This window comes from Anabaena sp. 4-3, assembly GCF_001597745.1.
Taxonomy (GTDB): domain Bacteria; phylum Cyanobacteriota; class Cyanobacteriia; order Cyanobacteriales; family Nostocaceae; genus Trichormus.
The window spans coordinates 104,145-129,015 of the sequence record NZ_LUHJ01000042.1 but is presented as its reverse complement, the minus strand read 5'-3'; the positions used below and the strand labels follow the sequence as shown (position 1 = coordinate 129,015).

At 42.6% G+C, this 24,871-nt stretch carries 22 protein-coding genes; 12 read left to right on the top strand and 10 right to left on the bottom strand.

Going from position 1 to position 24,871, the window contains the following annotated elements; translation table 11 throughout:
* Positions 1-96 precede the first annotated feature (96 nt).
* Positions 97-576: a DUF2267 domain-containing protein gene (locus A3775_RS11770; protein ID WP_066380075.1), complete on the top strand. Its 480-nt coding sequence runs from the start codon at positions 97-99 to the stop codon at positions 574-576.
* A gap of 631 nt (positions 577-1,207) precedes the next feature.
* Positions 1,208-2,071, top strand: a complete 864-nt coding sequence (locus tag A3775_RS11765; protein WP_066380077.1) for a hypothetical protein — start codon at positions 1,208-1,210, stop codon at positions 2,069-2,071.
* 111 nt (positions 2,072-2,182) lie between these two features.
* Here the strand turns inward: A3775_RS11765 and A3775_RS11760 are convergent, their stop codons facing one another.
* Both A3775_RS11760 and A3775_RS11755 read right to left on the bottom strand, forming a co-directional pair.
* On the bottom strand, positions 2,183-3,280 hold the full coding sequence (locus tag A3775_RS11760; protein WP_082803722.1) for a lipopolysaccharide assembly protein LapB: 1,098 nt from the start codon (positions 3,278-3,280) through the stop codon (positions 2,183-2,185).
* A 98-nt stretch (positions 3,281-3,378) separates the two neighbouring features.
* Positions 3,379-4,008, bottom strand: a complete 630-nt coding sequence (locus A3775_RS11755) for an RNA polymerase subunit sigma-70 (RefSeq protein WP_066379871.1) — start codon at positions 4,006-4,008, stop codon at positions 3,379-3,381.
* Positions 4,009-4,195: 187 nt separating this feature from the next.
* Here A3775_RS11755 and A3775_RS11750 point away from each other — a divergent pair, with 187 nt between their 5' ends.
* Entirely contained in the window at positions 4,196-4,792 is a 597-nt protein-coding gene (locus A3775_RS11750; RefSeq protein ID WP_066379873.1) for a glyoxalase-like domain protein, read from the top strand.
* A 310-nt stretch (positions 4,793-5,102) separates the two neighbouring features.
* Here the strand turns inward: A3775_RS11750 and A3775_RS11745 are convergent, their stop codons facing one another.
* The 4 genes from A3775_RS11745 to A3775_RS11735 form a co-directional block, all read right to left on the bottom strand.
* Complete coding sequence (locus tag A3775_RS11745) at positions 5,103-5,447, bottom strand: DUF1815 family protein (RefSeq protein WP_066379878.1); 345 nt, start codon at positions 5,445-5,447, stop codon at positions 5,103-5,105.
* A 567-nt stretch (positions 5,448-6,014) separates the two neighbouring features.
* On the bottom strand, positions 6,015-6,146 hold the full coding sequence (locus tag A3775_RS25250; protein WP_255362888.1) for a hypothetical protein: 132 nt from the start codon (positions 6,144-6,146) through the stop codon (positions 6,015-6,017).
* 646 nt (positions 6,147-6,792) lie between these two features.
* Positions 6,793-7,008 carry a DUF2839 domain-containing protein gene (locus tag A3775_RS11740; protein ID WP_066379880.1) on the bottom strand — a complete coding sequence of 72 codons (216 nt, stop codon included), beginning with the start codon at positions 7,006-7,008 and terminating at the stop codon, positions 6,793-6,795.
* Positions 7,009-7,123: 115 nt separating this feature from the next.
* Positions 7,124-8,671, bottom strand: a complete 1,548-nt coding sequence (locus A3775_RS11735; RefSeq protein ID WP_066379884.1) for a helicase C-terminal domain-containing protein — start codon at positions 8,669-8,671, stop codon at positions 7,124-7,126.
* Positions 8,672-8,811: 140 nt separating this feature from the next.
* On the opposite strand from A3775_RS11735, the gene A3775_RS11730 reads away from it, so the two are divergent.
* Positions 8,812-9,774, top strand: a complete 963-nt coding sequence (locus A3775_RS11730) for a M48 family metallopeptidase (protein WP_066379886.1) — start codon at positions 8,812-8,814, stop codon at positions 9,772-9,774.
* 265 nt (positions 9,775-10,039) lie between these two features.
* Complete coding sequence (locus A3775_RS11725; RefSeq protein WP_066379888.1) at positions 10,040-10,465, top strand: hypothetical protein; 426 nt, start codon at positions 10,040-10,042, stop codon at positions 10,463-10,465.
* Between the two features lie 12 nt (positions 10,466-10,477).
* On the opposite strand, the gene A3775_RS11720 is transcribed toward A3775_RS11725, so the two are convergent.
* The gene (locus tag A3775_RS11720; protein WP_197480136.1) at positions 10,478-11,176 is read right to left on the bottom strand and encodes a YdcF family protein; all 699 of its coding nucleotides are present in this window, start codon (positions 11,174-11,176) and stop codon (positions 10,478-10,480) included.
* A 324-nt stretch (positions 11,177-11,500) separates the two neighbouring features.
* Between A3775_RS11720 and ctpB the strand changes: the two genes are divergently transcribed.
* From ctpB to A3775_RS11705, 3 genes are all read left to right on the top strand, one after another.
* Positions 11,501-12,838, top strand: a complete 1,338-nt coding sequence (gene ctpB, locus A3775_RS11715; RefSeq protein WP_066379890.1) for a carboxyl-terminal processing protease CtpB — start codon at positions 11,501-11,503, stop codon at positions 12,836-12,838.
* 178 nt (positions 12,839-13,016) lie between these two features.
* Positions 13,017-13,994 (top strand): glycosyltransferase family 2 protein, encoded by a 978-nt coding sequence (locus A3775_RS11710; protein ID WP_066379891.1) that lies wholly within the window; start codon positions 13,017-13,019, stop codon positions 13,992-13,994.
* Between the two features lie 56 nt (positions 13,995-14,050).
* Complete coding sequence (locus tag A3775_RS11705) at positions 14,051-14,746, top strand: response regulator transcription factor (RefSeq protein ID WP_066379893.1); 696 nt, start codon at positions 14,051-14,053, stop codon at positions 14,744-14,746.
* Between the two features lie 480 nt (positions 14,747-15,226).
* Here the strand turns inward: A3775_RS11705 and A3775_RS11700 are convergent, their stop codons facing one another.
* The gene (locus A3775_RS11700) at positions 15,227-15,508 is read right to left on the bottom strand and encodes an Npun_R1517 family heterocyst differentiation transcriptional regulator (protein WP_066379898.1); all 282 of its coding nucleotides are present in this window, start codon (positions 15,506-15,508) and stop codon (positions 15,227-15,229) included.
* Between the two features lie 749 nt (positions 15,509-16,257).
* Here A3775_RS11700 and A3775_RS11695 point away from each other — a divergent pair.
* From A3775_RS11695 to A3775_RS11680, 4 genes are all read left to right on the top strand, one after another.
* Complete coding sequence (locus A3775_RS11695; RefSeq protein WP_066379907.1) at positions 16,258-16,608, top strand: NAD(P)H-quinone oxidoreductase subunit M; 351 nt, start codon at positions 16,258-16,260, stop codon at positions 16,606-16,608.
* An 813-nt stretch (positions 16,609-17,421) separates the two neighbouring features.
* Positions 17,422-19,641, top strand: a complete 2,220-nt coding sequence (locus tag A3775_RS11690) for a protein phosphatase 2C domain-containing protein (protein WP_066379908.1) — start codon at positions 17,422-17,424, stop codon at positions 19,639-19,641.
* Positions 19,642-19,762: 121 nt separating this feature from the next.
* The gene (locus A3775_RS11685; RefSeq protein ID WP_066379909.1) at positions 19,763-21,349 is read left to right on the top strand and encodes a CHAT domain-containing protein; all 1,587 of its coding nucleotides are present in this window, start codon (positions 19,763-19,765) and stop codon (positions 21,347-21,349) included.
* A 119-nt stretch (positions 21,350-21,468) separates the two neighbouring features.
* Entirely contained in the window at positions 21,469-22,116 is a 648-nt protein-coding gene (locus tag A3775_RS11680; RefSeq protein WP_066379911.1) for a hypothetical protein, read from the top strand.
* A gap of 288 nt (positions 22,117-22,404) precedes the next feature.
* On the opposite strand, the gene A3775_RS11675 is transcribed toward A3775_RS11680, so the two are convergent.
* Both A3775_RS11675 and A3775_RS11670 read right to left on the bottom strand, forming a co-directional pair.
* Positions 22,405-23,745, bottom strand: coding sequence for a PrsW family glutamic-type intramembrane protease (locus A3775_RS11675; protein WP_066379912.1), 1,341 nt, complete (start codon positions 23,743-23,745; stop codon positions 22,405-22,407).
* A 464-nt stretch (positions 23,746-24,209) separates the two neighbouring features.
* Positions 24,210-24,809: a DJ-1/PfpI family protein gene (locus tag A3775_RS11670; protein WP_066425031.1), complete on the bottom strand. Its 600-nt coding sequence runs from the start codon at positions 24,807-24,809 to the stop codon at positions 24,210-24,212.
* Positions 24,810-24,871: the final 62 nt, after the last annotated feature.

Below are 24,871 nucleotides of genomic sequence, written 5' to 3'. Positions count from 1 at the left end.
CAGTTTAATGGCTAATACCTAACCACAGGATTATTCATCTAAACTGCTATTTTCTCTGTGGGAAATGCAGCTATAAATTTAGTGTCGGAGGCTGAAATGAGAACTAATATCAAAGAACAAGATACACCATTTTTAGAAAAAGTTCAGGAAAAAAGTGGTTTATCAGATATCTATGATGCCAGAGATATCACAGAAGTTGTATTCCGGGTGATGCGGGACTTGATGACTACAGAAACTGCTGACAGAGTGGAAGCAGAACTACACGAACCAGCAGAAATCAGTGAGGATAAATCACTGCAAATGGAAATAGCTGATTTATGGCATGATACAAATCCACTTGTGGGATTTTTGAGTCGGGTACGTCCACCGTGGCAGGGGCCTGGTATTTTTAAAATTGATAGCGATCGCTTTTTATTTCGGGTGGCAAATGAAGGCGGAATGCCCCCAAATGTAAACCGCGAACAAGTAGTTAAAGCCGTATTTTCTGCCACTAAAGACGAACTATCTCCCCAAAGAATTCAGGAAATTTCTAGTTGGCTACCTGACAAAGTACGTCAACTTTGGGATGAAGCTTAAAATTTTAGGGTGCTTTAGCTGAAAGTTAGGAACTGCCTGAAATATTGGTCATGTCCGTTGGAATAGTTATCATATCTGTGAGGGCTAGGGAACAGGGAACGGGGAACAGGGAACAGGTAACGGGGAACAGGTAACGGGGAACAGGTAACGGGGAACGGGGAACAGAGTCAGAGAAAAGTCTGCATCTTCAGTTAATTATCAGTAATTAACCGGACTTGATATTACAGCTATAAATTGTTTTCAGTAAACCTTAAATTGTAGTGACTTGGCCAGCTTAAAGTGTTGCATTAAAACTCTCTTGTGGGATAAGTTCTCTAGCCAGTCCGGTGCAGGCTAGAGAGCTTACACCACACACAAGAACTATATTTTTGCACTATTTTAGCCTTGCCACGCCACTACTTAATATTTACTGTTGAATCGGATTTTTTTAGACATTAAAACTCATACTTAAGAGAGAAAAAACCGTGATTTTTGTCTATTATTTCCGGTCTAAAGCTAGATATATTCAAAATTAATAGTTGCTAGACTTATATACGTCAAGTTTCAGTAATTAAGTTTATTTTTTATTGTTGAATTGGCTAATTAATAAATGTTTAAACCTGTAAAACTTAAATTTCCACAGGAGTTAATCATGTCTATACATTCTCAAAAGTTGCAAAATTCCACTAAATTATTTAGTGCTATCTGTGGAGGATTACTGATGAGCATATCAGCAATTCCTCAAGCAGTATCAGCACAGCAACCCCTACAACAACCCCTACAACAACCCATACCGGAACCTAATTCCAGAGTTAACCCTTGTCCTAGTATTTTTTACGAAAAACCGCACGATGAGCGGGTGTTAGTACCAAGGGGATGTCCTCCTAATACCTTAACTCGCAGGCTAGCAGCTCAAGGACTTTTACCGGCAACTTTACCCCCTGTCACACAGTCACCATATCAGCCAGGGATGGGTATGGGCGGTGAAGCACCCCAAACTCGCACTACGGGCATTAATCCCTGCCCTCGGATTTATTATGAAGAGCCTTTCAATACTAGAAATGTTGTACCTCAAGGGTGTCCTCCCAATGCTTTCACTCAACAGTTGATAGCACGAGGTATCAATCCTGAGCAAGTAATTCCGGCTCGCCCAGAGGTGTCTGTCGCTCAACCGCCCCTACCAAGGGAACGACAACCAGCCAGTGCTAGACTTGCACTCGCCAATGGTAGGGTAAATGTCAATTTAGTGAATAATACTGGTGCGGAGGTAACTTATCAAGTAATTGGCGATACGGAACCCCGAACGCTTCAAGGTAACTCTAATGTCATGCTCCAAGGTTTAGGCGCACCAGTTACACTGACAATCTACCGTAAGGATGGCGGATTAGTGAAGGTAATTCCACAACCCACCGGGGAAGCAGGGATGTTAAGAGTTACCCTCAACTCTACCACTGAACCCGGCGAAGATAAAGGTACAGTCAGAATTCAACAAGATGGTACTGTGTTTTTGAATTAGTCATTAGTCATTAGTCATTGGTCATTAGTTTTTCTCCCCCTGCCTCCCCTGCCTCCCCTGCCTCCCCTGCCTCCCCTGCCTCCCCTGCCTCCTGCCCCCCTGCCTCTCTTTTCACCTCCGCCCTGGCTTCTTGAGCATTTGCGTGACTCGATCCCGTAAGAAAACTTCTTTTTTACTATCTTCTAGGGTTTGTGAGAGGATGATGGCTCTTTCGTAAAAATTACGAGCTGTGGAATAATTCCCTAGCTGTTCATAAAGTTGGGCATAAGATTCAAAGGAGTTTAATTGTTCTCGCAGATTTTGTGATTGTTGGGCTAGGATTAAGCGTTGTTGCAGTAACTCGAAGGCGCGTTCATAACGCCCGACGGCACTGTGCGCTGCAACTAAACCATCAATCGCCCGTAATTGATTGGTGCGATCGCTGTTGATTTTAGCCATCCGCAAGGCTGCGCCATAAGTCCCTATCGTATCTGGATAATTACCCGCCGCTAGATAAACATCACCTAAGTTATTTAAAGTGTTGAGTTCACCGTTAATATCACCTGTTTGGCGGCGGTATTTGAGCGCGGTTTCATACAGTTTAATGGCTTGGTTGTAGTCTCCGAGCCTAGCTGATACTAAACCTAAATTACTTAAAGATAGTCCTTCACCTTCTATATTTTTGACATTGTGAGCAATTTTCAGTGCTTCCTCTACTGTCTTCCCGGCGGGGATGGGTTCCCCAGCTTGTAGGAACAATGTAGCCAGGTTATTTAAAGCAAATATCTGAGATTGAAAATCATGGGTGTCTCGTGCGATCGCTAACTGTCGCCGTAAAGCGTCTTCACCTTCTTTATAAAGACCTAACTGTATATAAGCCCTAGCTAGCAAATCATAAGTCGAACCTTTAGCTTTGACATCACCAATTAAGTGATAAATATTGAGTGCTTGTAAGCCGGATTCAATGGCTTTCGCCGCCGCACCAGCATGATATTGCTGCTGACTAATACGTAATAATTTATCGGCTTCATCTCTAGATTGTCGCCCAAATGAACTGCTTAAAGGACGATGCAGTTGTTGCGTAATGTCAACCGCACCCGCCGCCAGAGGATGAAGCAGCAAAGTCACAAGTAACAGGTAATAACTCAAAAACTGATATTTATTCACCCACCCAAAACTGAAAGTTTGAGGGTAAGGAATTAAATTTAAAACCGTATGCCTTCTGCTCATAAAACTTACCCCGGAAATTATCTGTTTCAGTACAAGCTTGCAAAAACAGTTTTATTTTGTCAATATCAAAAGTGACAGCATACGCGGATATACTTAGGCTATGATTGAGCCATATCCTCGCCCAAATAAATGGCACGAATGTCTGTAGGTAATTGTTCTTCTAGCATACGATAGCCTGACTGAAGAAAATTAGCTACCTCAGACGGTGTAATTTTTTCGCCTTCGGCTTGTAGGTAAGCGGCAATGCGCGTTTCACTCCAATGGAAAGTTTGAGCCATTAACAGCATTAAGCGCAATATTGGCGGTAATTGATCTAACGCCTGTTCGACATAACACCATAACGGCGGTGAAGTTGCTTGCAGAGAATAATGTATTGCCTCGGTGGGTGGTAGTTCAATTTCGTTAATGCAACAAGCAGTGAGATTAATTAGCCAGTTTTGTAAAGTCAAACCTTCCTGGCCGGCTGGGGGGTTGTTTAAATCTAATCCACCGAGTTGATAATAGATATGTCGCCAAGTTAGGGCAAATAAATACTCAGCTTGCACAGGCGATCGCGCTGAATGTTGAATTAAGGTGTAAACTATCGGACTGTAACGGCAAAAAATCACTGTGAAGTATCTGCCAGCATCAGGATGATCTTGAAACAAAGACAGCAGTTCTTGGTCACTGTGATGAAACAGCGACTTTACCAGTGGGTGATTAGCTTCAGGAAAATGAGGAATTTGCATAAAGCAGTCGGTAGATAGCAGTTAAGATAATATTGGCAATATGATTCTGAGTTTCAGCCGTATAATACCTTGACGTTAGTCTGTTTAAAGCTCAGACTGACTCTTGATACACTAGAATCAAGACCCTTTTTGAGTCTTCATAGACAATAATAAAAGCGGCTCCCTCTATATAATTTCTAATTTGTTCATGGTTATAGCAGCTAGTGTGATATCGTTCCTGCTCGCGCCTTTGACTTTAGGCTCTTTTTTGCCCTCCCTTCCCCTAGATAGCCTGTTTTCTACCCAAGGTATTATGGTGATGCTACTAGCAGCCTATGCAGGTGCTATGTGGCTATTTCTCACCAGCGCGCCCAAAGTTTATACTGTAATGGTTTCTGATCTAGAAATTGCCCGACAGTTATATGAAGGGCTGCTAGATTTACCAGCCGCAGAAGTGCCTTTGCACTACTACTACAACTACGAACAAACTATAGGCGCAACGGGGTTAGATCCGCTATATATGTCCACCAGTCCTAGCTTGTCAGGCAGAACAATGAACAACGGCAATGATGGGCTGTGGTATCAATTAAAGAAAAATACCCAACTACATGTGATTACTGGAGCTAGTTTAGGTACTAAAAATCAGCAACGTCATGTTTGTTTTGACCGTGACTGCCTAGAGATGATTTTATTGCGAGTAGAAACACGCGGTCTCAAGTTCAAGATTCGTAACCAAAAACCGCTCAATTTTCTCGTGAAAGATTATGAAGGGCGAGTTATTGAAATGGCTGAGGTAGCAAATTAGGCTGAAATGATCATTCTGCGACATCTTGCACCAGGTTGAAAAACTGGGTGGGATGAATGCTGGAAAAACCCGGTATTTTAGGTACTGTTAAGCATTTCGCACAATATAAGATGAGACATAGGGTGCATTTCGTCAACCTGAAACGCACCCTATTCTGTGGCTAACTCAAATGAAGTGGAAAAAAAATTATGTTTGCTGTTTATCCTCTGGTAATAAAATTTTACACTTAAAAATGAATCGATTCTCGACAGGAGATCGATTGCTGGAGGAGTTTTCACTCACACCCACCAAGACAGGAATATAGACGAAATTAACCTCTTTTTGCCAAAACTTTACTACCAGCAATCACTGGTGTAGGTTGCTTGACAAGATTCGCTAGCTCTTGTAGTTGGTGAATAGCTTCTGCACCTTCTAATTTCATTAATTCCCGATCATCCCGCATCTCTGTCCAGGTGATCCCATAGTCGGATACTAAAAACCGGATGAGGTGATTATTTCCCAAACTCACCATAAATGAAGCACTGTTCATTTGGTCGCCACAGGTGTAACAAGACGCAGGATATCCCCGTCTTTCTAGTACAATTGCCAAGGCTTGTAGGTTCATTACCAAGTCTTGAACGAATTGCCGGTGTTGATGCGCTAGTCTTTGAAACACTTTTGTCCTCCAGACACCACAGTCATTTGAGTCACTTTTATATTTTCTTTAGGTTTTCTCATCCATTGGTATTGTAAACTATTCATTACAATAACCGGACACTAATTAGGTAGTTAAATGGCTACCTAGCTTAAGGTAAGAGAAAACTTCATTGTTTGTCGTATCAAACTATTCAGTTTGCCAAATCAAACGAGCAGATAGAATTAGTAAAATGATGATTTTTGTGACAAAACTCTGTCTTGTGTAATTGTTCGTAACAGCGATCGCTCTCAGCTTAACTCAAGCTAGGTATTCGTCAACCACTGGAAAACCACGGATGGCAATTCCTGGGTAACATACATCCAATTTGGGTAATGCTCACAGATGTCAGCTAGTTTTGCCGTTTACTGTAGACTTGTTATGCCAGAAAAGATACATTTTTCTTGAGTGAGAGTTATTTTACCCCGTGATTTTGGTACATCCAACACACACCTCCTCAAGATATCAAGTGAATGGGCCAGGTTGCTGAGTTGCTAGTTTGAGCTTTGCCAGTCATCAGTAGTTTTGCTAACAACTTACACGAAATCCTCAATTGGAGGCAAAAGCCACTACTACTAAAATTTCTAGAAACTCAACACCACCCATGATCATACTCAGAATCATTATCTTGCCATTGCGGTAATCTGAGGCTGCCATTGCCAGAATGCGCTTTAATTCCACAGAGAATCTATAATTAAACTCTATAGAATAGATTAGATTTAATTATCCTCCAAGTTGCACACAAGTTTCTTCAAAAAACTCTGATAGCCGACCATCATATTGAATATTGAAAGCTGGCTACTCTAGCGCGGGTTATAAATAAATAGTAGCCTTGTTTACGCAACGACAAAATTGGTGTCAAACCAATGAAACACTAAAGCTTTAGCCGCTCTATGCAGTCACATCAATGTTGAGTAAGTTTTCTGGTTTCGACATAAACTGCAATCATAATTAATTAATGTTTACTCAATTGATCATGGCTGCAAAACAACTGGTAATAACCACCCTGAATGATGCTGATCGATATGCCAAACTAGGGTGAGAGTCTCCAAAATATACTCAACTATAAATTGGATGATTATCCTAGCTTAGTAAGCTTATATTCCTCCTGAATTTACGTTGATATCTTCTATCGGATGGAAGATAAACTAACTTGCGACTATTGGCACAAGTTAAGTAAATACCACTGGGCTGGCTTCACGCTCCTCAATTTTTGAGCATGAAACATTCAACCTAAGTATGGAAAATAGGTTAGGCTTGATTAGCCTAACAGTCCAGAGATAGATAAGAATTTTTACAAACTTAGGTTGAAACACTTTTAAAATTTTTATGCAACAACTTGCCACCAACCGAAGGCAGGCCCGATGAAACGAACTGTTAACCACACAACAACCATCACACCAATACCAATCCAGGCTCCGCGAGTAGTCAAACTCACAAATAATTCAGCTTGGCTTTTAGTGATGGGAACCCAAGGTAAGATTCGCGGATCTTGACCGTAATTTTCTCCCATTGTGGCTTTGCGACGTTTTGCTTCACCCATAATTTAGTAATTTGCAGTTCAAAAGTTCAACTCTAAATCCACTTTAATGCTTCTCGATTAAATTTTGACGAGTTTTTAAAGCTCTGATTTTGTGGCTTTGAGGTGGTGCTACATCCTAAGCAGAATTTTCTTCATTGTTATGAGCAAACAGACTTGGATCAAGATAGTTAATTCGTGCTAAAGGACTTAAGGCTGCTAGAACTTGAGAGCCATAGCTACGGTTGATCACACGACTATCTAGTAAAGCCACAATACCTTGATTTTCGCGCACAGGGGCTACTGCTCGTTGCAATTCATTCAAAGCTGTGGGTAGGAGATATAGCCGAAACCAATCTTGATGCGATCGCTTATAATGAGCTACCCTACCAGCTACCAGGGGATGTTCTAAAGATGGTAAAGGTAAAGTTGCAATAATTAACAATTGCGGTGCTGGTAATACTCCTTGATGTTCTCGCCAAAACTCCCAACCACTCACCAAAATGCCGTTTTCATCTAAACAGGTTTTTTCTACCTGCACCCGTGAACCAAACTCGGCGGCGAGAATTGCTCCCACTTGCGCCTTCAGTGGCACATCCCCCACCAATAACAAGGTTAGCCCTGGTGCTGTCGCAGAAAGACATACCAGCGTCCGCACCTTATGAATAAATGCTGCTTGAAATTCCGGCGTATTGGGTAGGGGCAATTGGTAAGGAATGTAAAGTTGAATCGCTTCTGATTGGCTATCAGAGGCAAATTTCAAGCAAGTTACATCTTCTAAACCCAAACGTTGACGGAATAAAGGAGCCTCTGTTTCTGGCTCTAAAGCACTACCAATTAATACTACTGGTTGCCGTTGCCAAATCGGTGCGAGACTGGCAGCTAACTCAATTGGTGCGTAGTGCAGAGAAAATAAACCTTGACGACGGGCAATAGTCGCCCAGAACAAAGGCACGGCTGAATCATCGTTGACTTGTGAAAATTCTTTACAGAATTTTTGCCACACTTGTGGTAAACCTTCGACTGAGGTTAACACCGCACACAGATGTTGAAAGATATCCGCTTCTGAGTGCGAAATTAAATAGCATTCGTAGGGGTTAGGCGGATGCTTGAATAATTCCTGTGTCAGTTGCGCCCTGGCGGTGCGAATTGTCTCGGCTTGCTGAGGACAAGCCAAGATGAGTTCATCCCAGTCTTGGGGTTGAAGAGTTTGGGTAAGTTGATCACGTACCCAATCTTCCAAATCATCTACTCCATCAATAATCGTAGGTATGCCTGGGGGAAAATCATCAGCATCTGTCAGCTGTCGTTTTAACCAAGCTTGCGGAGAAGTGAGAAGTATTCCTTGGAACTCAGAACCAGGCCAAGTGTCACCGGTTCTAATTGGTTTGTTAGCTTGCAGCCATTGCTGTAGGCGAGGAATTTCCACCCGCAATAGCCGTTGTTGTACTGCTTCCGTGGCTACAATGATTACAGCCCCCGGCCACATCAAAGCAGATGCTACAAAACTGGTGCGGTACAGCCCTTGATAGCCGCAAACCGCGCCGACTTGAATTAACGCACTACGTCCCAAACGTAAAGCCCGTGCTACCAACCGTGCCATCGTTAAGTGATGGGGCCAGGAAGGGAAACCCGCTTGCGATCGCAGGAAGTTATGTAATGACAAATGGACTTCTGCCTCAATCACACACTTAAAATCCCATACAAAATGTCGTTTACTGCCAATAGCCCCATTTCTATTATGTTGTCATTTGGGGGTTGTTAGTTCTTCAGCCCATTAATGACAACTACCACTGATTCATCTTCACTGACTGAATATCCTAAATTATGCCAACTTACACAGGAATCTCCAGCGAAGCCTTTCGCCATCCACTGGATAGCCAAGCCGAGCAAGCTTTACGCAGTTTACCGGGATTTGATCTCATCGCTCGTAAATTTGTGGAATTTTTCTACGAACGCCCTCAGTTAGTCTATCTCATGGGCAACACCATCCAAGTCGGGCCGCGTCAATATTCCACTATTTACCAGATGTTTCGTGAATGTGTCAGGGATTTGGACATTTATCCCGAACCCACACTGTTTGTTGCACAAAATCCCCAAGCAAATAGCTATGCCCTCGGCCAAGAGCATCCTTACATAGTGATCAATACAGGGATACTAGACTTACTAAATGAAGCCGAAATTAGGGCGGTGCTAGCCCATGAACTGGGGCATATTAAATGTGGTCATACTATTTTAATTCAAATGGCGATGTGGGCGATGGGTGCCGCTTCTGCACTAGGTGACTTAACCTTGGGCATTGGTAACTTGGTGTCTCAAGCCTTGATTTACGCTTTTTTTGAATGGCGGCGAAAAGCTGAGTTATCCGCAGATAGAGCAGCTTTTTTGGTGATAGATGACTTAAATACCGTCATGTCTTCGATGATGAAGGTTTCTGGCGGTAGTAGCCAATATATGAACGAATGTAGTTTACAAGAATTTATCAAGCAGTCAGAAACCTATCAGGCATTAGACGAAGATGGGCTAAATCAAGTGTATAAATTCTTAATGTACAACGGCGGACAGGGCATGATGTTGAGTCATCCTTTCCCGGTGGAAAGAGTGCAGTATTTACGCCAATGGGCAACATCATCAGAATATCAAGAAATTCGCCGGGGTAATTATCAGCGATCGCCCGCTTCCGGCGCAGTCGATGTAGCCTCCCAAACCCCAGAAACCGAAGCCGACATTTTGCGCCGTCAAATCGCAGAATTACGCCAAGAAATTGACAGAATCAAAAAATCAGAGTAGTTGTTGATGGTTGACTGTTGACTGTTGACTGGGTAAAAGTCTTCTCCCCCTGCCCCCTGCTTTCTCATCTCCCTCATCTCCCCTACTCCCCTGCCCCCCTGCTTCTTCCTTCTCCCTCATCTCCCACCCTGCGGGTGAATCCTACGGAGACGCTACGCGTTCGCGTAGCGTCTCGTAGAGAACGCGGTAGCGTCTCGTAAGAGAAGCAAGCTACATCCCCCTCATCCCCCTCATCTTCCTCATCTCCCCCTGGAAACTGCTAAATATGGCAATCAACTTTCCAAAGTGGCTATCTTTGCCCCTAATAGCTGCCACTCTTGCCCTAGTTCTACTGATGCCGAGTGTTGCCTTGGCAGCACCTTTTAGATTTCAACTCCTCTCTCAGCCAATTATTGCCCCTGTTGTCAATGTTGTTAATCACTACCCTGATTTGTCTAAGTTGGATTTGACTCCGTTGCAGCGTCAACAACTCCAAGCTATACTGCAACGCCGCAATAAAGACATCTCAGCCGTTTTAAATTCAACCCAACGCACTCAACTGCAACAAAAAATCCATTCTGGTAATAACCTCAATCAAGCTTTGAGACAACTAGAGTTAGCACCAGAACAGCAGCAATTAATCCAGGCTATAGAGCAATTAACTACATTGAAACTTCAGGCAACTTTAGCCCGATATTCCCTGCCCAATTAAACCGCAAGGTATTCATCTTCCCAAACCTCCCTGACGTTCACATTTAAAGCCTCGACTTTCCCACGCTGGCATATTTACATCAGTAAGTTTGGTGACATTTGTACATGAGGGTTGAATGATTTGACTGACAACCGCCCATAATAAACTACGTATTATGTCTAGTGCCGTTTTTAAAGCAGACTCGTAATTACCAGGAATACCTGTTTCCTGAACAATATCGAATTCAACCCAAATCCCATGAGAGCCTAAGAGAATCTGCGCCATCCATTGAGCGCGAGGTAAGTGAGTTGGGGAAGTAATCAGTTTGACTTTGTGTACTCCCCATCTGCGTAAAATCGGAATTCCGTAATAGAAATTTCCAAAGGTAGAATTAGCACATTTTTCTAGCCACACGTTTTGCAAATCTGTTGCTTCTCGTTGAAAAATTAGCCATATACATGGGTCGGGAGAACCTTGAGAAATTAAAATAGGGATTTGTGGATTTTCTTTGGCTGTTTGGGCAATATAAATTTCACGGCGAATACTGCCACCCAGGACAAAAAAGGCATCCACTGGCTGGGAAGAGGCGACAACTAGGTTTATAGTGGTGACAATTAACCAACTTGCCAACAATAGGCATAAAACCCAAGCTGATTTTTGTAACAACTGCAACGGTTTGCGGCATTTGCTACCAGGTTTAATTGATAAATTTTTGGTAAATTTACGTCTCATAACATAAGACAAAAAACCTGCTGATTGCAGTAACGAAAGACCCACACTTGAGCCAACGAAATGCTATCTTATAGAATTAATATATGGAGGAAATAAGACAGTTGCACAACTGTCACACTATTGTCACAGTGTTAGATTAGACTAACAAAGAATTAGCAAATCCAGATACGGTTTGTTTGATAAATTAATGCAAAATTTTAGCATAATTGAAAGGGTAAGATGATGAAAGAAGCCTAGCTAAAAAAATGAGTATAAAAACTTAAGAATTTCTCAAAAGCCTGATTGCTAAACTGTCAACAACATCGTAAATCCCTGCTGATATACATGAACCAATCTGCGAAACTTCACTCGCCCCTGCAAGTAGCCCTAATTGGAGGAGCGATCGCCACAACTGCCTCTGTCTCTGTATTTGGCTCTGCTTGGACTCGTAGTGTTCACGCTGCCTTACAAGACAGTCCTAAAGCATTAGTTGACCAAGTGTGGCAAATAGTAAATAGTGAATATGTTGACGGCAACTTTAATCAAAAAGATTGGCTAGCAATAAGGCAAAGCCTATTAAGTAAAGAATATTCATCTAAAGAAGAGGCTTATGTAGCGATTCGTGAAGCTCTACAACAGTTAAATGACCCATATACACGCTTCCTAGATCCGAAACAGTTTGAAGTCTTAACTAATCAAACTTCTGGGGAAGTGTCTGGGATTGGGATTCGCATGGAAATCAATGAACAAACCAAGCGTTTGACAGTTGTAGAAACCATAGAAAACTCCCCAGCTTTAAAGGCGGGAATTAAAGCAGGCGATGAAATTTTGGCTATTGATGGCAAATCTACTCAGCAAATGAAAATAGATGATGCCTCCAAATTAATTCGCGGCAAGGCAGGTAGTAACATTACACTTCGGTTAGGACGTAAAGGAAGTAGTAGCTTTGATGTGCAACTGACAAGGGCAAATATTGAAGTGCCAACAGTCAGTGCGACAGTCAAACAAGAAGGAAATCGTCGCATTGGTTACATTCGTTTGCGTGAGTTTAGCGCGCACGCCGCAGATCAAATGCGCCGAGCTATCCGGGATTTGAACGGGAAAAAAGTAGATGCCTTCGTTTTAGATTTACGTGGTAATCCTGGCGGTTTATTACAGGCGAGTATTGAAATTGCTCGGATGTGGTTAGATGACGGTAGGATTGTCCGCACAGTGAATCGTAAGGGAGTCAACGAAAATACTAGAGCTAATCGCACCGCTTTGACAAAACTGCCTTTAGCAATCTTGGTAGATGGTAATTCAGCGAGTGCTAGTGAAATTCTCACAGGTGCGCTTAAGGATAATAAGCGAGCAGTAGTCATCGGCTCTCAAACCTTTGGCAAAGCTTTGGTACAGTCAGTGCATGAACTCTCAGATGGTTCTGGCTTGGCGGTGACTATTGCTCACTATTACACCCCCAATGGCACAGATATCAATAAAAAGGGAATTATCCCAGATATTAAATTAGAGTTAACAGAAGCCCAAGAGCGTCAGTTAGCAACTAATCCCAGTCTGATTGGTACTCAGAATGATCCTCAATATAGTCGGGCGATCGCTGTTTTATCTAATAACAACTTTGCCCAACCTCCATTCAATCAGCCCTCTCAATCCTTGAGTGTTGGTATCAACGACTGGAAATTTTAAAAGTTAAATTTTGTGATCAGGTGTTCCAATATCAGTATTCTCAGTTATTACCAGCCTGACTTGACTAATATCTGATTGTGGATGGGAATACTAGGGACTGGGTACTGGGTACGGGATTTTTCCCCTCTGCACCCCTGCACCCCTGCACCCTTCCCTTTGCTCCACAATCACAGGCACTATGAACTATCAGGAAATTGATACAACCACCGCCAGCAATTTCTTGCCAATGGTATCGGTGGTTGTTCCTATTTATAATGGTGCGGCAGATTTACCAGAGTTAATTAACTGTCTGGTGTCTCAAACCTACCCAAAAGATAGGGTAGAATACCTGCTGGTAGATAATAACAGTAGCGATCGCACCCTTGACTATCTCAAAACATCTGCCGCTAATTCCCCAATTACCATTCGCCCCTTCAGCGAAAACCACATTCAAAGCTCTTATGCAGCCCGTAATACTGGTATCCGTGCGGCTGTGGGTGAGATTTTGGCGTTTACAGACGCTGATTGTCGTCCCCAACCCCAATGGCTCACATCATTAATTCAGCCGTTTATTGCTCCAGATGTGGTGATTGTGGCCGGAGAAATCACCGCACTACCCGGTCATACGCTCCTAGAACAACACGCAGAGCGTCAAGAAACTTTATCTCAAAAGCATACCCTAGCCCATCCCTTTTGTCCCTACGGTCAAACTGCTAATTTAGCAATTCGTCGCACTGCATTAGCAACAGTCGGTTTATTTCGTCCCTATCTGACTACTGGCGGTGATGCAGATATTTGCTGGCGGATTCTACAAAAAAATATTGGACGTTTAGAATTTGCCCCAGAGGCGATCGTTCAGCACCACCACCGCACTACACTGAGAGAATTAGCCAGTCAATGGCGACGCTATGGACGCTCAAATCGCTATTTACACGAATTACATGGTGTAGCGTTAATGCCAGAGATGAAACTTCCAGATATCAGCTACCGTTTATTACGTTGGTTATTGAAAGAATTACCACGGGATAGTGTCAAGGCGATCGCCGGTCAAACTTCATTGATAGATTTATTAAATACTCCCATTAGTCTGTTCACAGCTAAGGCGCGTGCAGCTGGACAACGAAATGCAAAATTATCTGAACAAGCCAAGACAATCGAGTGGTTAGAGAAAGTTTGAATTTTCAATTCAGGATTCGCTACATTGGAAATAGGTAGACCATAAGGAAATGTTCAATGTCAGCACAACTGTTACTGGTAGATGATGAACCCGGATTACGTGAAGCCGTCAAAGACTATTTGCAAGAAAGCGGCTTTGTTGTTCAAGTTGCCAGTAACGCCCGTGAAGGTTGGGATTTAATGCAACACAATACACCCGACCTAGTAATTTCTGACATCATGATGCCCCAAGTGGATGGTTATCAGTTTCTCAAACAATTGCGAGATGACCCCCGCTTTCAATCGCTACCTGTAGTATTCTTGACAGCTAAAGGCATGACGAGCGATCGCATTCAAGGTTATCAAGCTGGTGTTGATGCTTATCTCCCCAAGCCCTTCGATCCTGATGAGTTAGTGGCAATAGTAGAAAACTTATTGGCTAGGCGCACCGCCAAGGCTTCAGTTGCACTTGAAGCCGGCGAAACACCTGATATTGCCGAATTAGCCAGTCAAATTGCTCAAATTAAGGCTTTATTAACCCAAAGAAATGCGATTTCTCAATCCCCAGCCCCTTTTAAAATCGATTTGACCCCCAGAGAACAAAGTGTTTTAAACTTGGTAGCCGAAGGGCTAATGAATAAAGAAATCGCCCGTCGCTTAGAAACCAGTGTGCGAAATGTCGAAAAATATGTCAGTCGTTTATTTAGTAAAACCGGTACTAATAGTCGTACCGAGTTAGTTCGTTTCGCCTTAGAACATGGTCTAGCTCATTGACACTCTCACCGTTAACCCCTAGCCTTTGAGCCAGGGGTTTTCACGTTCCCATTATTTTCTATGATTTCGGCAAAAATACCTATGGCAGCAGTATGGTTAGATATGAGTCCAACCTTGCCCATAAATGAATGTAATTAACAAATCAATGGCTGAAAAATCGGAGGAATTGATCATCAATTAATGATGTCGCAAGTATTACAGATTGTGGTTGATTGGCGGTGATGCTGACTAAATTAATACCTGCAAATGAAAGTAAAACCCTGGTTAACGATATTACCTGTAGGCTACGAAAGAGCAGAAACTGTGATACACCCTAAAAGCCAGGCAGATTTGCATTAGTAGACACTCATTTAGGTTAAGTAGTGAAAAGAGTGAAGACCACTGTAGATGCTTGATTTAGCTTATTTCTGAGTAGGTTAACAGCTTGTATGTAAGCATAAGGTTATACAAGCTTACTGCTGATTACAGCTTGATTGTTAGCTATTGATTATTATCAACCGCATTACGTAAACGCATCAGTTGGCGGCGCATTTGGGGCGAGGCTTTAAATTCTGTGATTTCCTGGGCTTTTACAGATGCTTGTAGCATTTCTAAGAAATCATCTGAACCTTCTGTCAGGGCATCTAGTAGCACTTGCAACAGTTGCTCGCGATCGCCTAGCAAACTCTTTTCCTCAATTAACCGAAATTTAAGATTTATTTCGCACTCATAAACACCTACTTCGAGATTATTTATCTGACGTGGTAATGCTTTCGAGTTCATAATTCTGACGGTTCCTTTACTTGGTGGTCATGAGGGTGAGGAGCTAATCCCTTGCACAAATTCTTTATATTTTTTTTGAATTTACTCTGTTTGAATTAATAGTGTTTTTTCCCGTGATAGCATTTATATTCCATTGCACTCTCCTGTGTTGATTTAGATAGACTTTTACTTTGCTGTAGTGTAATCTTCCTTTGCCAGATCAGATTCAGGCAAGCCATAACTATTATTCAGTTTTTGAGATTCGATACAATAAAGTTTCTGTAAGAACTTGTTCAAACTTTTTAAAGGTTTTTACATCAACTTTATTTTTCCGTCAATAATAGTTTGAGTTTTTACTCAAATTATCGTAATTACACGTAAGCAAATCTGCTGTTTTTGTGGGCATTGATTACAGCTAGACTCATTTGGTGGCTAATTACGTAAATTTACTTGATGTACGTTTTTTTATCATAAAATTGTGGCAATTTTGATGAACAAATTTATCAAAAATCAAAACTTGGTTTTCAACAATAGCATAGTCTCAAAGCTAAATTAACCTGAAGGTCAGGAATGGTTTCTACCCTTACTGAAGAAAGTAGGGTAAACAGGGGAGGTTGGGGAACTCCCTCCCGTCAGACTTTCATGACAAACATACAGAATCTACCTGTAAGTTTAGAAGGCTCTGGCTGGCTTTGCCAGGCCAATTCATCTTTACTGGTGATTCAGTTAAAATGATTTCAGTATAATCAACCCAAATCTCACATCCTGCTATGGAAAACTCGATGCTGCTTAAGTCTACAACCCGGCATATTCGCATTTTTGCAGCAGAAATCGACCAGGAAGGCGAACTGGTTCCCAGTAATCAAGTTTTAACGCTGGATGTTGATCCAGATAACGAATTTAACTGGAATGAAGATGCTTTACAAAAGGTTTATCGCCAGTTTGATGAACTGGTCGAAGCCTCCAGTGGTGCAGACCTCACAGACTACAACTTACGCCGGATTGGCTCTGATTTAGAACATTATTTGCGATCGCTCCTGCAATCAGGTGAAATCAGCTACAATCTGTCTGCACGCGTCACTAACTATAGTATGGGTCTGCCCCAAGTGGCAGTCGAATAGCAGTCCCTGACTTTCCACAATTGCCTGATCTCAAAGAATTCTTCAGCCAAGATCAGCGCAACCAGAACTGTCACCCACAAGAGGTGGGGCTAGGGGCTAGTCAAGCCTCTAGTTTCTTCGCGCTGTTGCTGATGCGTCAATCCCCACCTGTTCATGGATATCATGATTGATTTGGTTTACTGATTCCCAAAGACCTCATCATCGCCTCCAATTAATAGTAGATTTTGATACAAAAAATTTCTCAAAAAATCGCAATAATACGATCACAATCAGCAAATTTAGCAAAAATTTACATGAATTTTCTTTGGCTGGAGAATATTGTGGTGAAGTGAAAGATTACTGACCTTGAGAAAACTTGTTTAATTAATTTCATCATACCAGATGCGTATTAGGCAGCCTGACATGAGGATTCTGAAGTGAGAAAAAGTTGGTTGAGCTATCTTAATTCTTAATTAAAGTTCTGAGCAGAGCAGCAAATTATAAACTAGAAAAATATCTGTTTTTCTCAATGGCGGACTCAGGCAGTAGTGACATAGTAACAGCAAAGGCAACAAAGAGGGTGACAGGGTGGAAGTTAGTTGCTGGAATAATAGAAAGTCACAGCCGCAGAGAAGCTATGATCAGGCTGGAAGTTTGACAAAGGAGTATGTTATTTGTATAAGACTGTAAATTAGGTAATAAGTATGTTCTGGTATCTGCCAGCTAAAATCATCATTACACCTGAGATACTGAAAATTTCAGGAAAATAAGCGGTTAAAATTGCCGCTACCAGTGCTGTTAAAAAAATGCCAATCGCTGATCGGTGCGAACACTATGACAAATGATGCGGCAACGCTCTACTGCCCTAATGAACTTTGTCAGGCGGCAAACCCCCTGACGCACAAGTTTTGCCAGCGATGCTCCACACCCTTACCTAAACGTTATTTATGGGTGGTAGGAGATGGTTTAGGCGTAGGCAGCCCTGGAGAAATATTAGCCGATCGCTATTTGATCATCAATCAATCCGTTGTCTTCGATACAAAACCTGGGTTATTACCCCAAGCCCCAGAAATAGACAACATCCAACCCATCAAACCTTATCTGAGACTGATTCCCTATCGCTTACACATCCCGCAGGTGTATGGAGTTTTACCTATACAAGAAGGACGCATCCGCCGGGAAATTTTGCTATTAGAAAAACCGCCCCTATTCACAGACAGTTTAGCCCAAGAAGTATATCTTTATAGCAGCTTAACCGAGGCTTGGAGCAATGCCAATTCCATGCGCCAACTCAATTGGTTATGGCAAATTGCTCATCTTTGGCAACCTTTAAAAAGCGAAGGCGTTGTCTCTAGCTTACTGGAGCCGGAGTTATTGCGGGTAGAAGGGCCATTAGTCAGGTTATTAGAATTGAGTTGTGACTCGCACTCAGCACCAGAGTTACCAAAATTAGGAGAATTTTGGCAGCAACTACGCCGCTATGCCAAACCAGCGATCGCGCCATTTGTTGACCAAATTAGTAATTTATTGATTGAAGGTGAAATCAACTCTCCAGAACTATTAATAGCATTTTTAGACCGAGGGTTGGCAGAGTTAGCCAAATTTCAAACACCTACCATTCAAATTATTACAAAAACTGACACCGGCCCCAGGCGGGAACGTAACGAAGATGCCTGTTATCCGCCTAGTGATACCATCTTGAGCAAACCACCGCAACCCACAGTTTTAGCGATAGTTTGTGATGGCATAGGTGGACATGAGGGGGGAAATGTCGCCTCCAACTTAGCCATTGAAACTATTCAGCAGCAGGTACAGCAACTAACCAAAGTACCCTCTGATCATATAGAACCTTCACTGCTGCTAGCAGATTTAGAAATGGCTGTAGCCAGCGTCAATGACAAAATCAGTCAGCGTAACGATAGCGAAAATCGTCACGGGCGCAAACGCATGGGTACAACCCTAGTCATGGCGTTGCCGATTGCCCACGAAATCTATATTACCCATGTAGGCGACAGTCGCGCTTACTGGATTACCCATCACGGTTGTTATCAAGTTACCCTGGATGACGATGTAGCCTCACGGGAAGTGAGATTGGGTTATGCCGTTTATCGTGAAGCGGTGCAACAAAGTGGTTCGGGTTCTCTGGTGCAAGCTTTAGGAATGAGTCCCAGCAGTTCATTGCATCCTACAGCCCAAAGATTTATCTGTGACGAAGATGCTGTATTTCTCCTCACCACAGATGGTTTAAGTGATTTTGACCGTGTAGAAGATTATTGGGATACAGAAATTTTACCAATTCTCACGGAGAAAAGTCAATTAGTCAACGTTGCCGAGCAACTGGTGGAAATTGCTAATACCAAAAACGGACATGATAATGTGACCATTGCGTTAGTGCATTATCAAGTGAGATATGTGGAACCAGAGTCAGCCATTCAAGTCGTAATTCCAGATAGCACCGCCATCAGAACTGCAACCCCAGCAGCAAACGCCACACAACAAATATTACAAGAAGGCAACCCCGACCAAAAAACAAAAGTCATTCCCGCCAACTTCACCAGCAACATGACGAAGTTGCCGTTAACTGTCATCGTACCTTTGTTCTTAGTGGTTGCGTCTGGATTACTGGGATATGGGGTAATGCGGTGGAGAAACCCAGCGACTAACCCGGTTGCAACTCCGACTGTACCAGCAACTAGCAGCACAGCCCAACAAGAGCGATCGCTTGCTAACCTTGCCGTTGGTGCGGTGATTAAAACCAAAAATGAAATTACTTTGCCAAATCAGGTAAAACTACCACCAGACACATTTTTAGAAGTGGTGGAGAAAACAACTAATAGCGCAGTTGATTCCGGGGATGATCAGGTATCTTTGGATGTGTGTGCCAATCCCACACAACCACAGAAAATCTTAGAAAAACCAGTTTTAATCAAATCTTCGGAATTGGCAAACTGGCAAGTAGATGTATTGCCCGGTGATGCTGATACTCCCTGTAACAGTTCTTCAGTAGACAGCCCATCCCCAGCACCAAACACACCATCAACAAATACTCGATAAACTTGTGAAAACCTGAAATAATACAGATAACAACCACACTGAAATTTATCAACTCAAAGTTTTCCTATAGGAAAATTATTGGTGGAAATGATCTGTGTTCACTCGTTAGTGTCATCAACCCATGCCATCCCTGAACCTGGCGATCGCCCGTCTCATCAATACTGGCAATAATAGTTTCGCCATTTGGGTGGTTAAGGCTCCCTATCCCAGTGGCTATGTTTTGCGTGACTGTGTATGGCCGGTGGAACTCACTCAAGTTTGGCAAGAATGGCAGCAAATGTTTGCTGGTCATAGTGGTATAAATATTTCCACCGGCTCAAGCCAACGCTCAGTCAACCAAGCCCCGATGAATTTAGTCTCACCCCCCTCTGGTCAGGCTACTGGTTACGGCAGTCGATTAATGCAATACTTAGGGATTAATCTCTGGCGTTGGGTATTTGAAGGGCCAATTCTCGGTAGTCTCGAACGCAGTCGTGGTATGGCAATGGGTCAAAATACACGGCTACGCTTTCGCTTAGAAATCCGTGATCCAGATTTAATCGCCCTACCTTGGGAAATTATGCAACGGGAACCCGGTCAACCCGCCATGTCCCTGTCGCCAGATTTACTGTTTAGCCGCACCACCAGCGAAGTAGAACCACTTCCAGATTTACACACCGACCAAGCCCTGAAAATTCTCCTGGTTTTGGGCTACGATCAAAACCTGCAACTGCAAAAAGAAGCCGCTATCCTCGAACAAACCTTGTTAAATGGTGGTCAGGTAGGTAGCTATGGTCAAAGGTATGCTCCTTGTAGTGTCAAAACACTCCTACAACCAACTCCCCAAGAGTTAATTCAAGAGTTAGAAACTAAAGTCTATAACGTGTTTTTCTATGCTGGTCATGGTCTACCAGCACCCGATGGCGGATTACTGGTTTTACGCCCAGGAATGAATCTCAATGGTATAGAATTAGCCCAAGTATTAAATCGGAGTGCTGTTAAATTAGCAGTTTTTAATGCTTGTTGGGGAGCGCAACCAGCCGCGATTAATCATCAAGCTATCCCCGCTAGTAGCTTGGCAGAAGTTTTAATTCGTCATGGTGTGCCGGCAGTTTTGGGCATGCGTGATGAAATTGCTGACCATGAAAGTCACAGTTTTATCCAAGTATTTGCTAAAGCTTTGCGATCGCGCAAATCAATTGATGAAGCAGTGGCAGAAGCTAGGCAAGAACTGTTAACACTATATAAATACAATCAACCGGCTTGGACTTTACCAGTTCTCTATTTACATCCAGATTTTGAAGGTGAACTGATTAAAGATGTTGAGGAAGGTGTCACAGAAATCCCAGAAACTGCTATGCCTTTCTTGAATTCTCCCGCACCAGTTGCTTGTTTGCGATCGCTTTCCCCCGGTGGTCGTACTTGGTTGTTACGAAACGGTGTCACCCGCATTGGCCGCACCAAAGACAATGATATTGTCCTCCCTGAACCCTATGTTTCTAAGCGACACGCCGAAATTCTCTGTCGCAACACCTTTACTGGTACTACTAATCTCAGAACTTATTATTTACAAGATTTTTCTACTTATGGTACAACTTGGTGTTTAGGTGCTAATGGTTGGCAACAAATACTTCGAGAGGAAGTCCCGTTAAAATCGGGAATGCAACTCAAGTTTGGTAGTTCTAGAAGTGAAACTTGGGAGTTTATTATCGAAGACTCTCAAACCTGAGTAAAACTTATGTCAAATTGGCAGCAATAATTTTGATCAAAAACTTCTTTTTTGCGGAAATTTGCATTTGACAAGTGTAGCTGTCAATGTCCCTAAATTAATCCACTAGGAAGCAATCCATGACTCATCAGATTAACAGTTCAGACGCTTACTATGCTGTAGCATCTCAAGTGGAATTAGAATTATTATCAGCTTTATTAGAAGCAGAAGATGCTACCTATCCTTGGAATCCAGCCGATAATCAATCAGAAGCATATTTTGAGGAATTAGAACGGCAATTTGCTTTGCAAGATGTGCTAGATGAGGAAATCACTAGCAGATCACCAGCTTTTTATCACCAACTAGATACTCTCTGGTCACAGGTTAGTTATTCTTCATATTACAATTGTAATACAAATGCCTCATTGGTAGACAGACTGCAAAAAAATTTAACTAACGTTGTGGCTGCTGGCGTACCGCAAAACTGGCTCAATGCTATCGCTACCAAAGCAACTCAAATGTTGGCATCTCCACAATCAATGGGTGAACAATTGGTGGAATGTGTACAGGCTGTACTACCCTCATGGACAGCAGAGGATTTATTAATCTTGGCTCGTCCTTATGCCTATGCCATGCGTAGCAGTGAACCGCAAAGTTTAACATCGGTAATCAGCAATCTGGAAAATCAAGATTGGACAGCTTTATCAGAAATCGAGCAAGCTAAATTGAGCATGGCGATCGCTTACCATGCTCTCCAAGAAATTAACGAATTAGAGACACAAGCCTGATTCATATTTTCTGTTGATCTTCTCAGCTTGGCTTTGATATAACTTAAATTACCAGGAATCACAATTGGTGTGAGGATGATTGTTTGAGACTGCTAAAACAGGCGATTCATCAAAACTCTTCATCCTAAATTCTCCATCTCCAGGATTATGTCCTACTCAGGTGAAGCTTGGGTTGCAGTTTTGCCAATTTTTTGGTCATTTTTTAGATATAGCTATCCCAGTTTAAATAAGCATAATTTGATTTGAAAATACAAGCTATCTACCTTCAGAGGTAAATAGCCGTCACCTTTACTTAGGCCCAAGAAAACGAGTTGCAAAATTTTGCGCTCGCGTGGGAGATAAAGCCCTAGCTTTGAGAATTGCTGCCATCAAAAAAGCATAAGATAAGACACCGACGACAACTAAGAGTAGATTATTACTGTGTCCGGCAGTATTCCATAAAGCGTGAAGTGCTGCCGCACTGAGATAGCCAACGGCAAGGATTTGTTTAGCATGACGGGGTTTGAGGGCAGCTAATCCGATAAAATACCCCAAATAACCACTATAAGCCATGTGTCCGGCTGGTAAGCCTAAAATCCGGGCAATGAGAACTTGTAAACCCACCTCCGAACCCGCCTGGAGAGATACCGCCGGGACATATTGACCCAAAGTTTCCACCAAAGTAAAGCCAACAGCAGAAGCCGTTCCCAGGAGAATCCCGTCTAAAGGTTCCCAAACTCCTACACGTTCACGCCAAGGAGAAGGTAAACCTAAAGCGATGAGATATGTTCCCAGTATCGGCAAAGCTTTGAGTAATTCCTCCATCAAGCCCGCGCCAAAAAAGTACCTGACAAACAATTCTGTGAGGCTGCTGACAGGCTGATCTATCGGAGGGACATTACCGGGGAGAAGATCACGAAAAATAAAGATAAATAAGTTTAATAGGGGACTGAGTAAAATTACGATGGTACAAAAAGCTGATCCGGTGAGTATCCACCAAGGTTTGGGTTTACCACACAGTTGATAGACAAAATAGTAAGCTGCCAGTGCGATGTAAGTGGCTACTATGACTTGATTAGCTTGCGGCTGTCCGACAGTAGCAAACATCAACACGACAAATATAACTGTGAGAATTCCCGGTACAAGATAAGCTTTACGGGTTAAATCTTTACCTGTAGAAATAATCGGAAACAGTTGGGTAAAGCTGACGGAATCCGGCTTTTGTGGAGTAGAATTTTTCGCTGATGGTAGGGGTGCCACTTGGTTTGTAATCACTGTAGGTTGAGCCGCGATCGCATATTCAAACAAAAATTGTGGCCCGTCAGTGCCTAAAGCAATGCGATCGCCGGCGTGCAGTTCTTGACACCCATACAAACGTTGTCCATTTAAATAAGTACCATTAGCACTATTTAAATCACACAGTACCCAGCTAACTGTATTATCTACAGATGAAGCAACGGGACGCACCACAGCATGACGACGGGATACCATCCTATACATCATCGCATCCAAAACAACTTGGCAACTGGGGTCACGTCCAATTACTACCTCTTTACTGGTAAGCGAGTAGCAAGATTCTGATCCAAATGCTCCTCCATTACCAGACACTAGCCGCAGAAAAGCATTATGTCTTGCGTGTTTGCCTGTCATCGAGTTAGAGTGTCTTTCCAAACTAATCCATAAAATACCTTGGCATTAGGACTGATCCTCAGCCACACCAACAGCAGCATTGCTAAGTACACTATAGCTTTACTCTCTGGGAAACAATTCAATATTAGCTGTCTCAAAACTGAAAATTCTTGCAACCAATTATTTCACCCAATTCTCACAATGATTTGGGCAACAAAAAGTATCTTTTGTACCTTGTTCATCAAATATCTAAATTAGATTATCTGTCTTATAGATATTGACTGAACCAAGAATCCTCGGACTTTAGGACGAGGAGTGTCAAATAATATGTACAGATATGAACAAATTTACAGTTTTATGTACCAAACTTCAATATAAGGCAGAAGAAAGGATAAAATCAGGCTTCATTAATTATTTTGATCAAGTAGGTCGGCGTAAATAATTTCAGGTTTGTAGTAAGGACTGAAGTCCTTACTACGAACAGATTAAACTTTAGCGACTTCTGGATGCTCAACTTTAGTTCCTAGCACCTTGAGAAATTCTGCTAACCAACGGGGATGCGCTGGCCAAGCTGGTGCTGTGACTAAATTACCATCAACTATCGCTTCATCTACGGGAATTTGTACGTAGTTACCGCCAGCACTCCGTACATCGGGGCCACAAGCTGGGTAAGCAGTACAGTTTTTACCCCGCAGTACATCCGCCGCCGCTAATAACTGCAAACCGTGGCAAATCGCAGCGATAGGTTTATGATGTTCAGCAAAATGACGGGTAATTTCTAAAACTTTTTGATTTAAGCGGATATATTCGGGTGCGCGTCCACCAGGGATAACTAAAGCATCGTAGTTTTCGGCTTTGATGTCAGCAAAGGTGGCGTTAAGGCTAAAATTGTGGCCGGGTTTTTCACTATAAGTCTGATCTCCCTCAAAGTCATGAACTGCTGTCCGCACTTTGTCACCAGCTTGCTTGTCTGGACAAACTGCGTCAACGGTATGTCCTACCATTTGCAAAGCTTGGAAGGGAACCATCACCTCGTAGTCTTCTACATAGTCACCAACCAGCATTAAAATTTTCTTAGCAGCCATATAGTTATATCCTGGGTAAATTTGTTAAGTACCTGTCTTTAATTCATCATCATTTTAAGGAG

Bases quoted from the DNA above. Each gene is read 5' to 3' on its own strand.
- A3775_RS11770 (WP_066380075.1), top strand. From the start codon at position 97: ATGAGAACTAATATCAAAGAACAAGATACACCATTTTTAGAAAAAGTT.
- A3775_RS11765 (WP_066380077.1), top strand. From the start codon at position 1,208: ATGTCTATACATTCTCAAAAGTTGCAAAATTCCACTAAATTATTTAGT.
- A3775_RS11760 (WP_082803722.1), bottom strand. From the start codon at position 3,280: ATGAGCAGAAGGCATACGGTTTTAAATTTAATTCCTTACCCTCAAACT.
- A3775_RS11755 (WP_066379871.1), bottom strand. From the start codon at position 4,008: ATGCAAATTCCTCATTTTCCTGAAGCTAATCACCCACTGGTAAAGTCG.
- A3775_RS11750 (WP_066379873.1), top strand. From the start codon at position 4,196: ATGGTTATAGCAGCTAGTGTGATATCGTTCCTGCTCGCGCCTTTGACT.
- A3775_RS11740 (WP_066379880.1), bottom strand. From the start codon at position 7,008: ATGGGTGAAGCAAAACGTCGCAAAGCCACAATGGGAGAAAATTACGGT.
- A3775_RS11730 (WP_066379886.1), top strand. From the start codon at position 8,812: ATGCCAACTTACACAGGAATCTCCAGCGAAGCCTTTCGCCATCCACTG.
- A3775_RS11725 (WP_066379888.1), top strand. From the start codon at position 10,040: ATGGCAATCAACTTTCCAAAGTGGCTATCTTTGCCCCTAATAGCTGCC.
- A3775_RS11720 (WP_197480136.1), bottom strand. From the start codon at position 11,176: ATGAGACGTAAATTTACCAAAAATTTATCAATTAAACCTGGTAGCAAA.
- ctpB (WP_066379890.1), top strand. From the start codon at position 11,501: ATGAACCAATCTGCGAAACTTCACTCGCCCCTGCAAGTAGCCCTAATT.
- A3775_RS11710 (WP_066379891.1), top strand. From the start codon at position 13,017: ATGAACTATCAGGAAATTGATACAACCACCGCCAGCAATTTCTTGCCA.
- A3775_RS11705 (WP_066379893.1), top strand. From the start codon at position 14,051: ATGTCAGCACAACTGTTACTGGTAGATGATGAACCCGGATTACGTGAA.
- A3775_RS11700 (WP_066379898.1), bottom strand. From the start codon at position 15,508: ATGAACTCGAAAGCATTACCACGTCAGATAAATAATCTCGAAGTAGGT.
- A3775_RS11695 (WP_066379907.1), top strand. From the start codon at position 16,258: ATGGAAAACTCGATGCTGCTTAAGTCTACAACCCGGCATATTCGCATT.
- A3775_RS11690 (WP_066379908.1), top strand. From the start codon at position 17,422: ATGACAAATGATGCGGCAACGCTCTACTGCCCTAATGAACTTTGTCAG.
- A3775_RS11685 (WP_066379909.1), top strand. From the start codon at position 19,763: ATGCCATCCCTGAACCTGGCGATCGCCCGTCTCATCAATACTGGCAAT.
- A3775_RS11680 (WP_066379911.1), top strand. From the start codon at position 21,469: ATGACTCATCAGATTAACAGTTCAGACGCTTACTATGCTGTAGCATCT.
- A3775_RS11675 (WP_066379912.1), bottom strand. From the start codon at position 23,745: ATGACAGGCAAACACGCAAGACATAATGCTTTTCTGCGGCTAGTGTCT.
- A3775_RS11670 (WP_066425031.1), bottom strand. From the start codon at position 24,809: ATGGCTGCTAAGAAAATTTTAATGCTGGTTGGTGACTATGTAGAAGAC.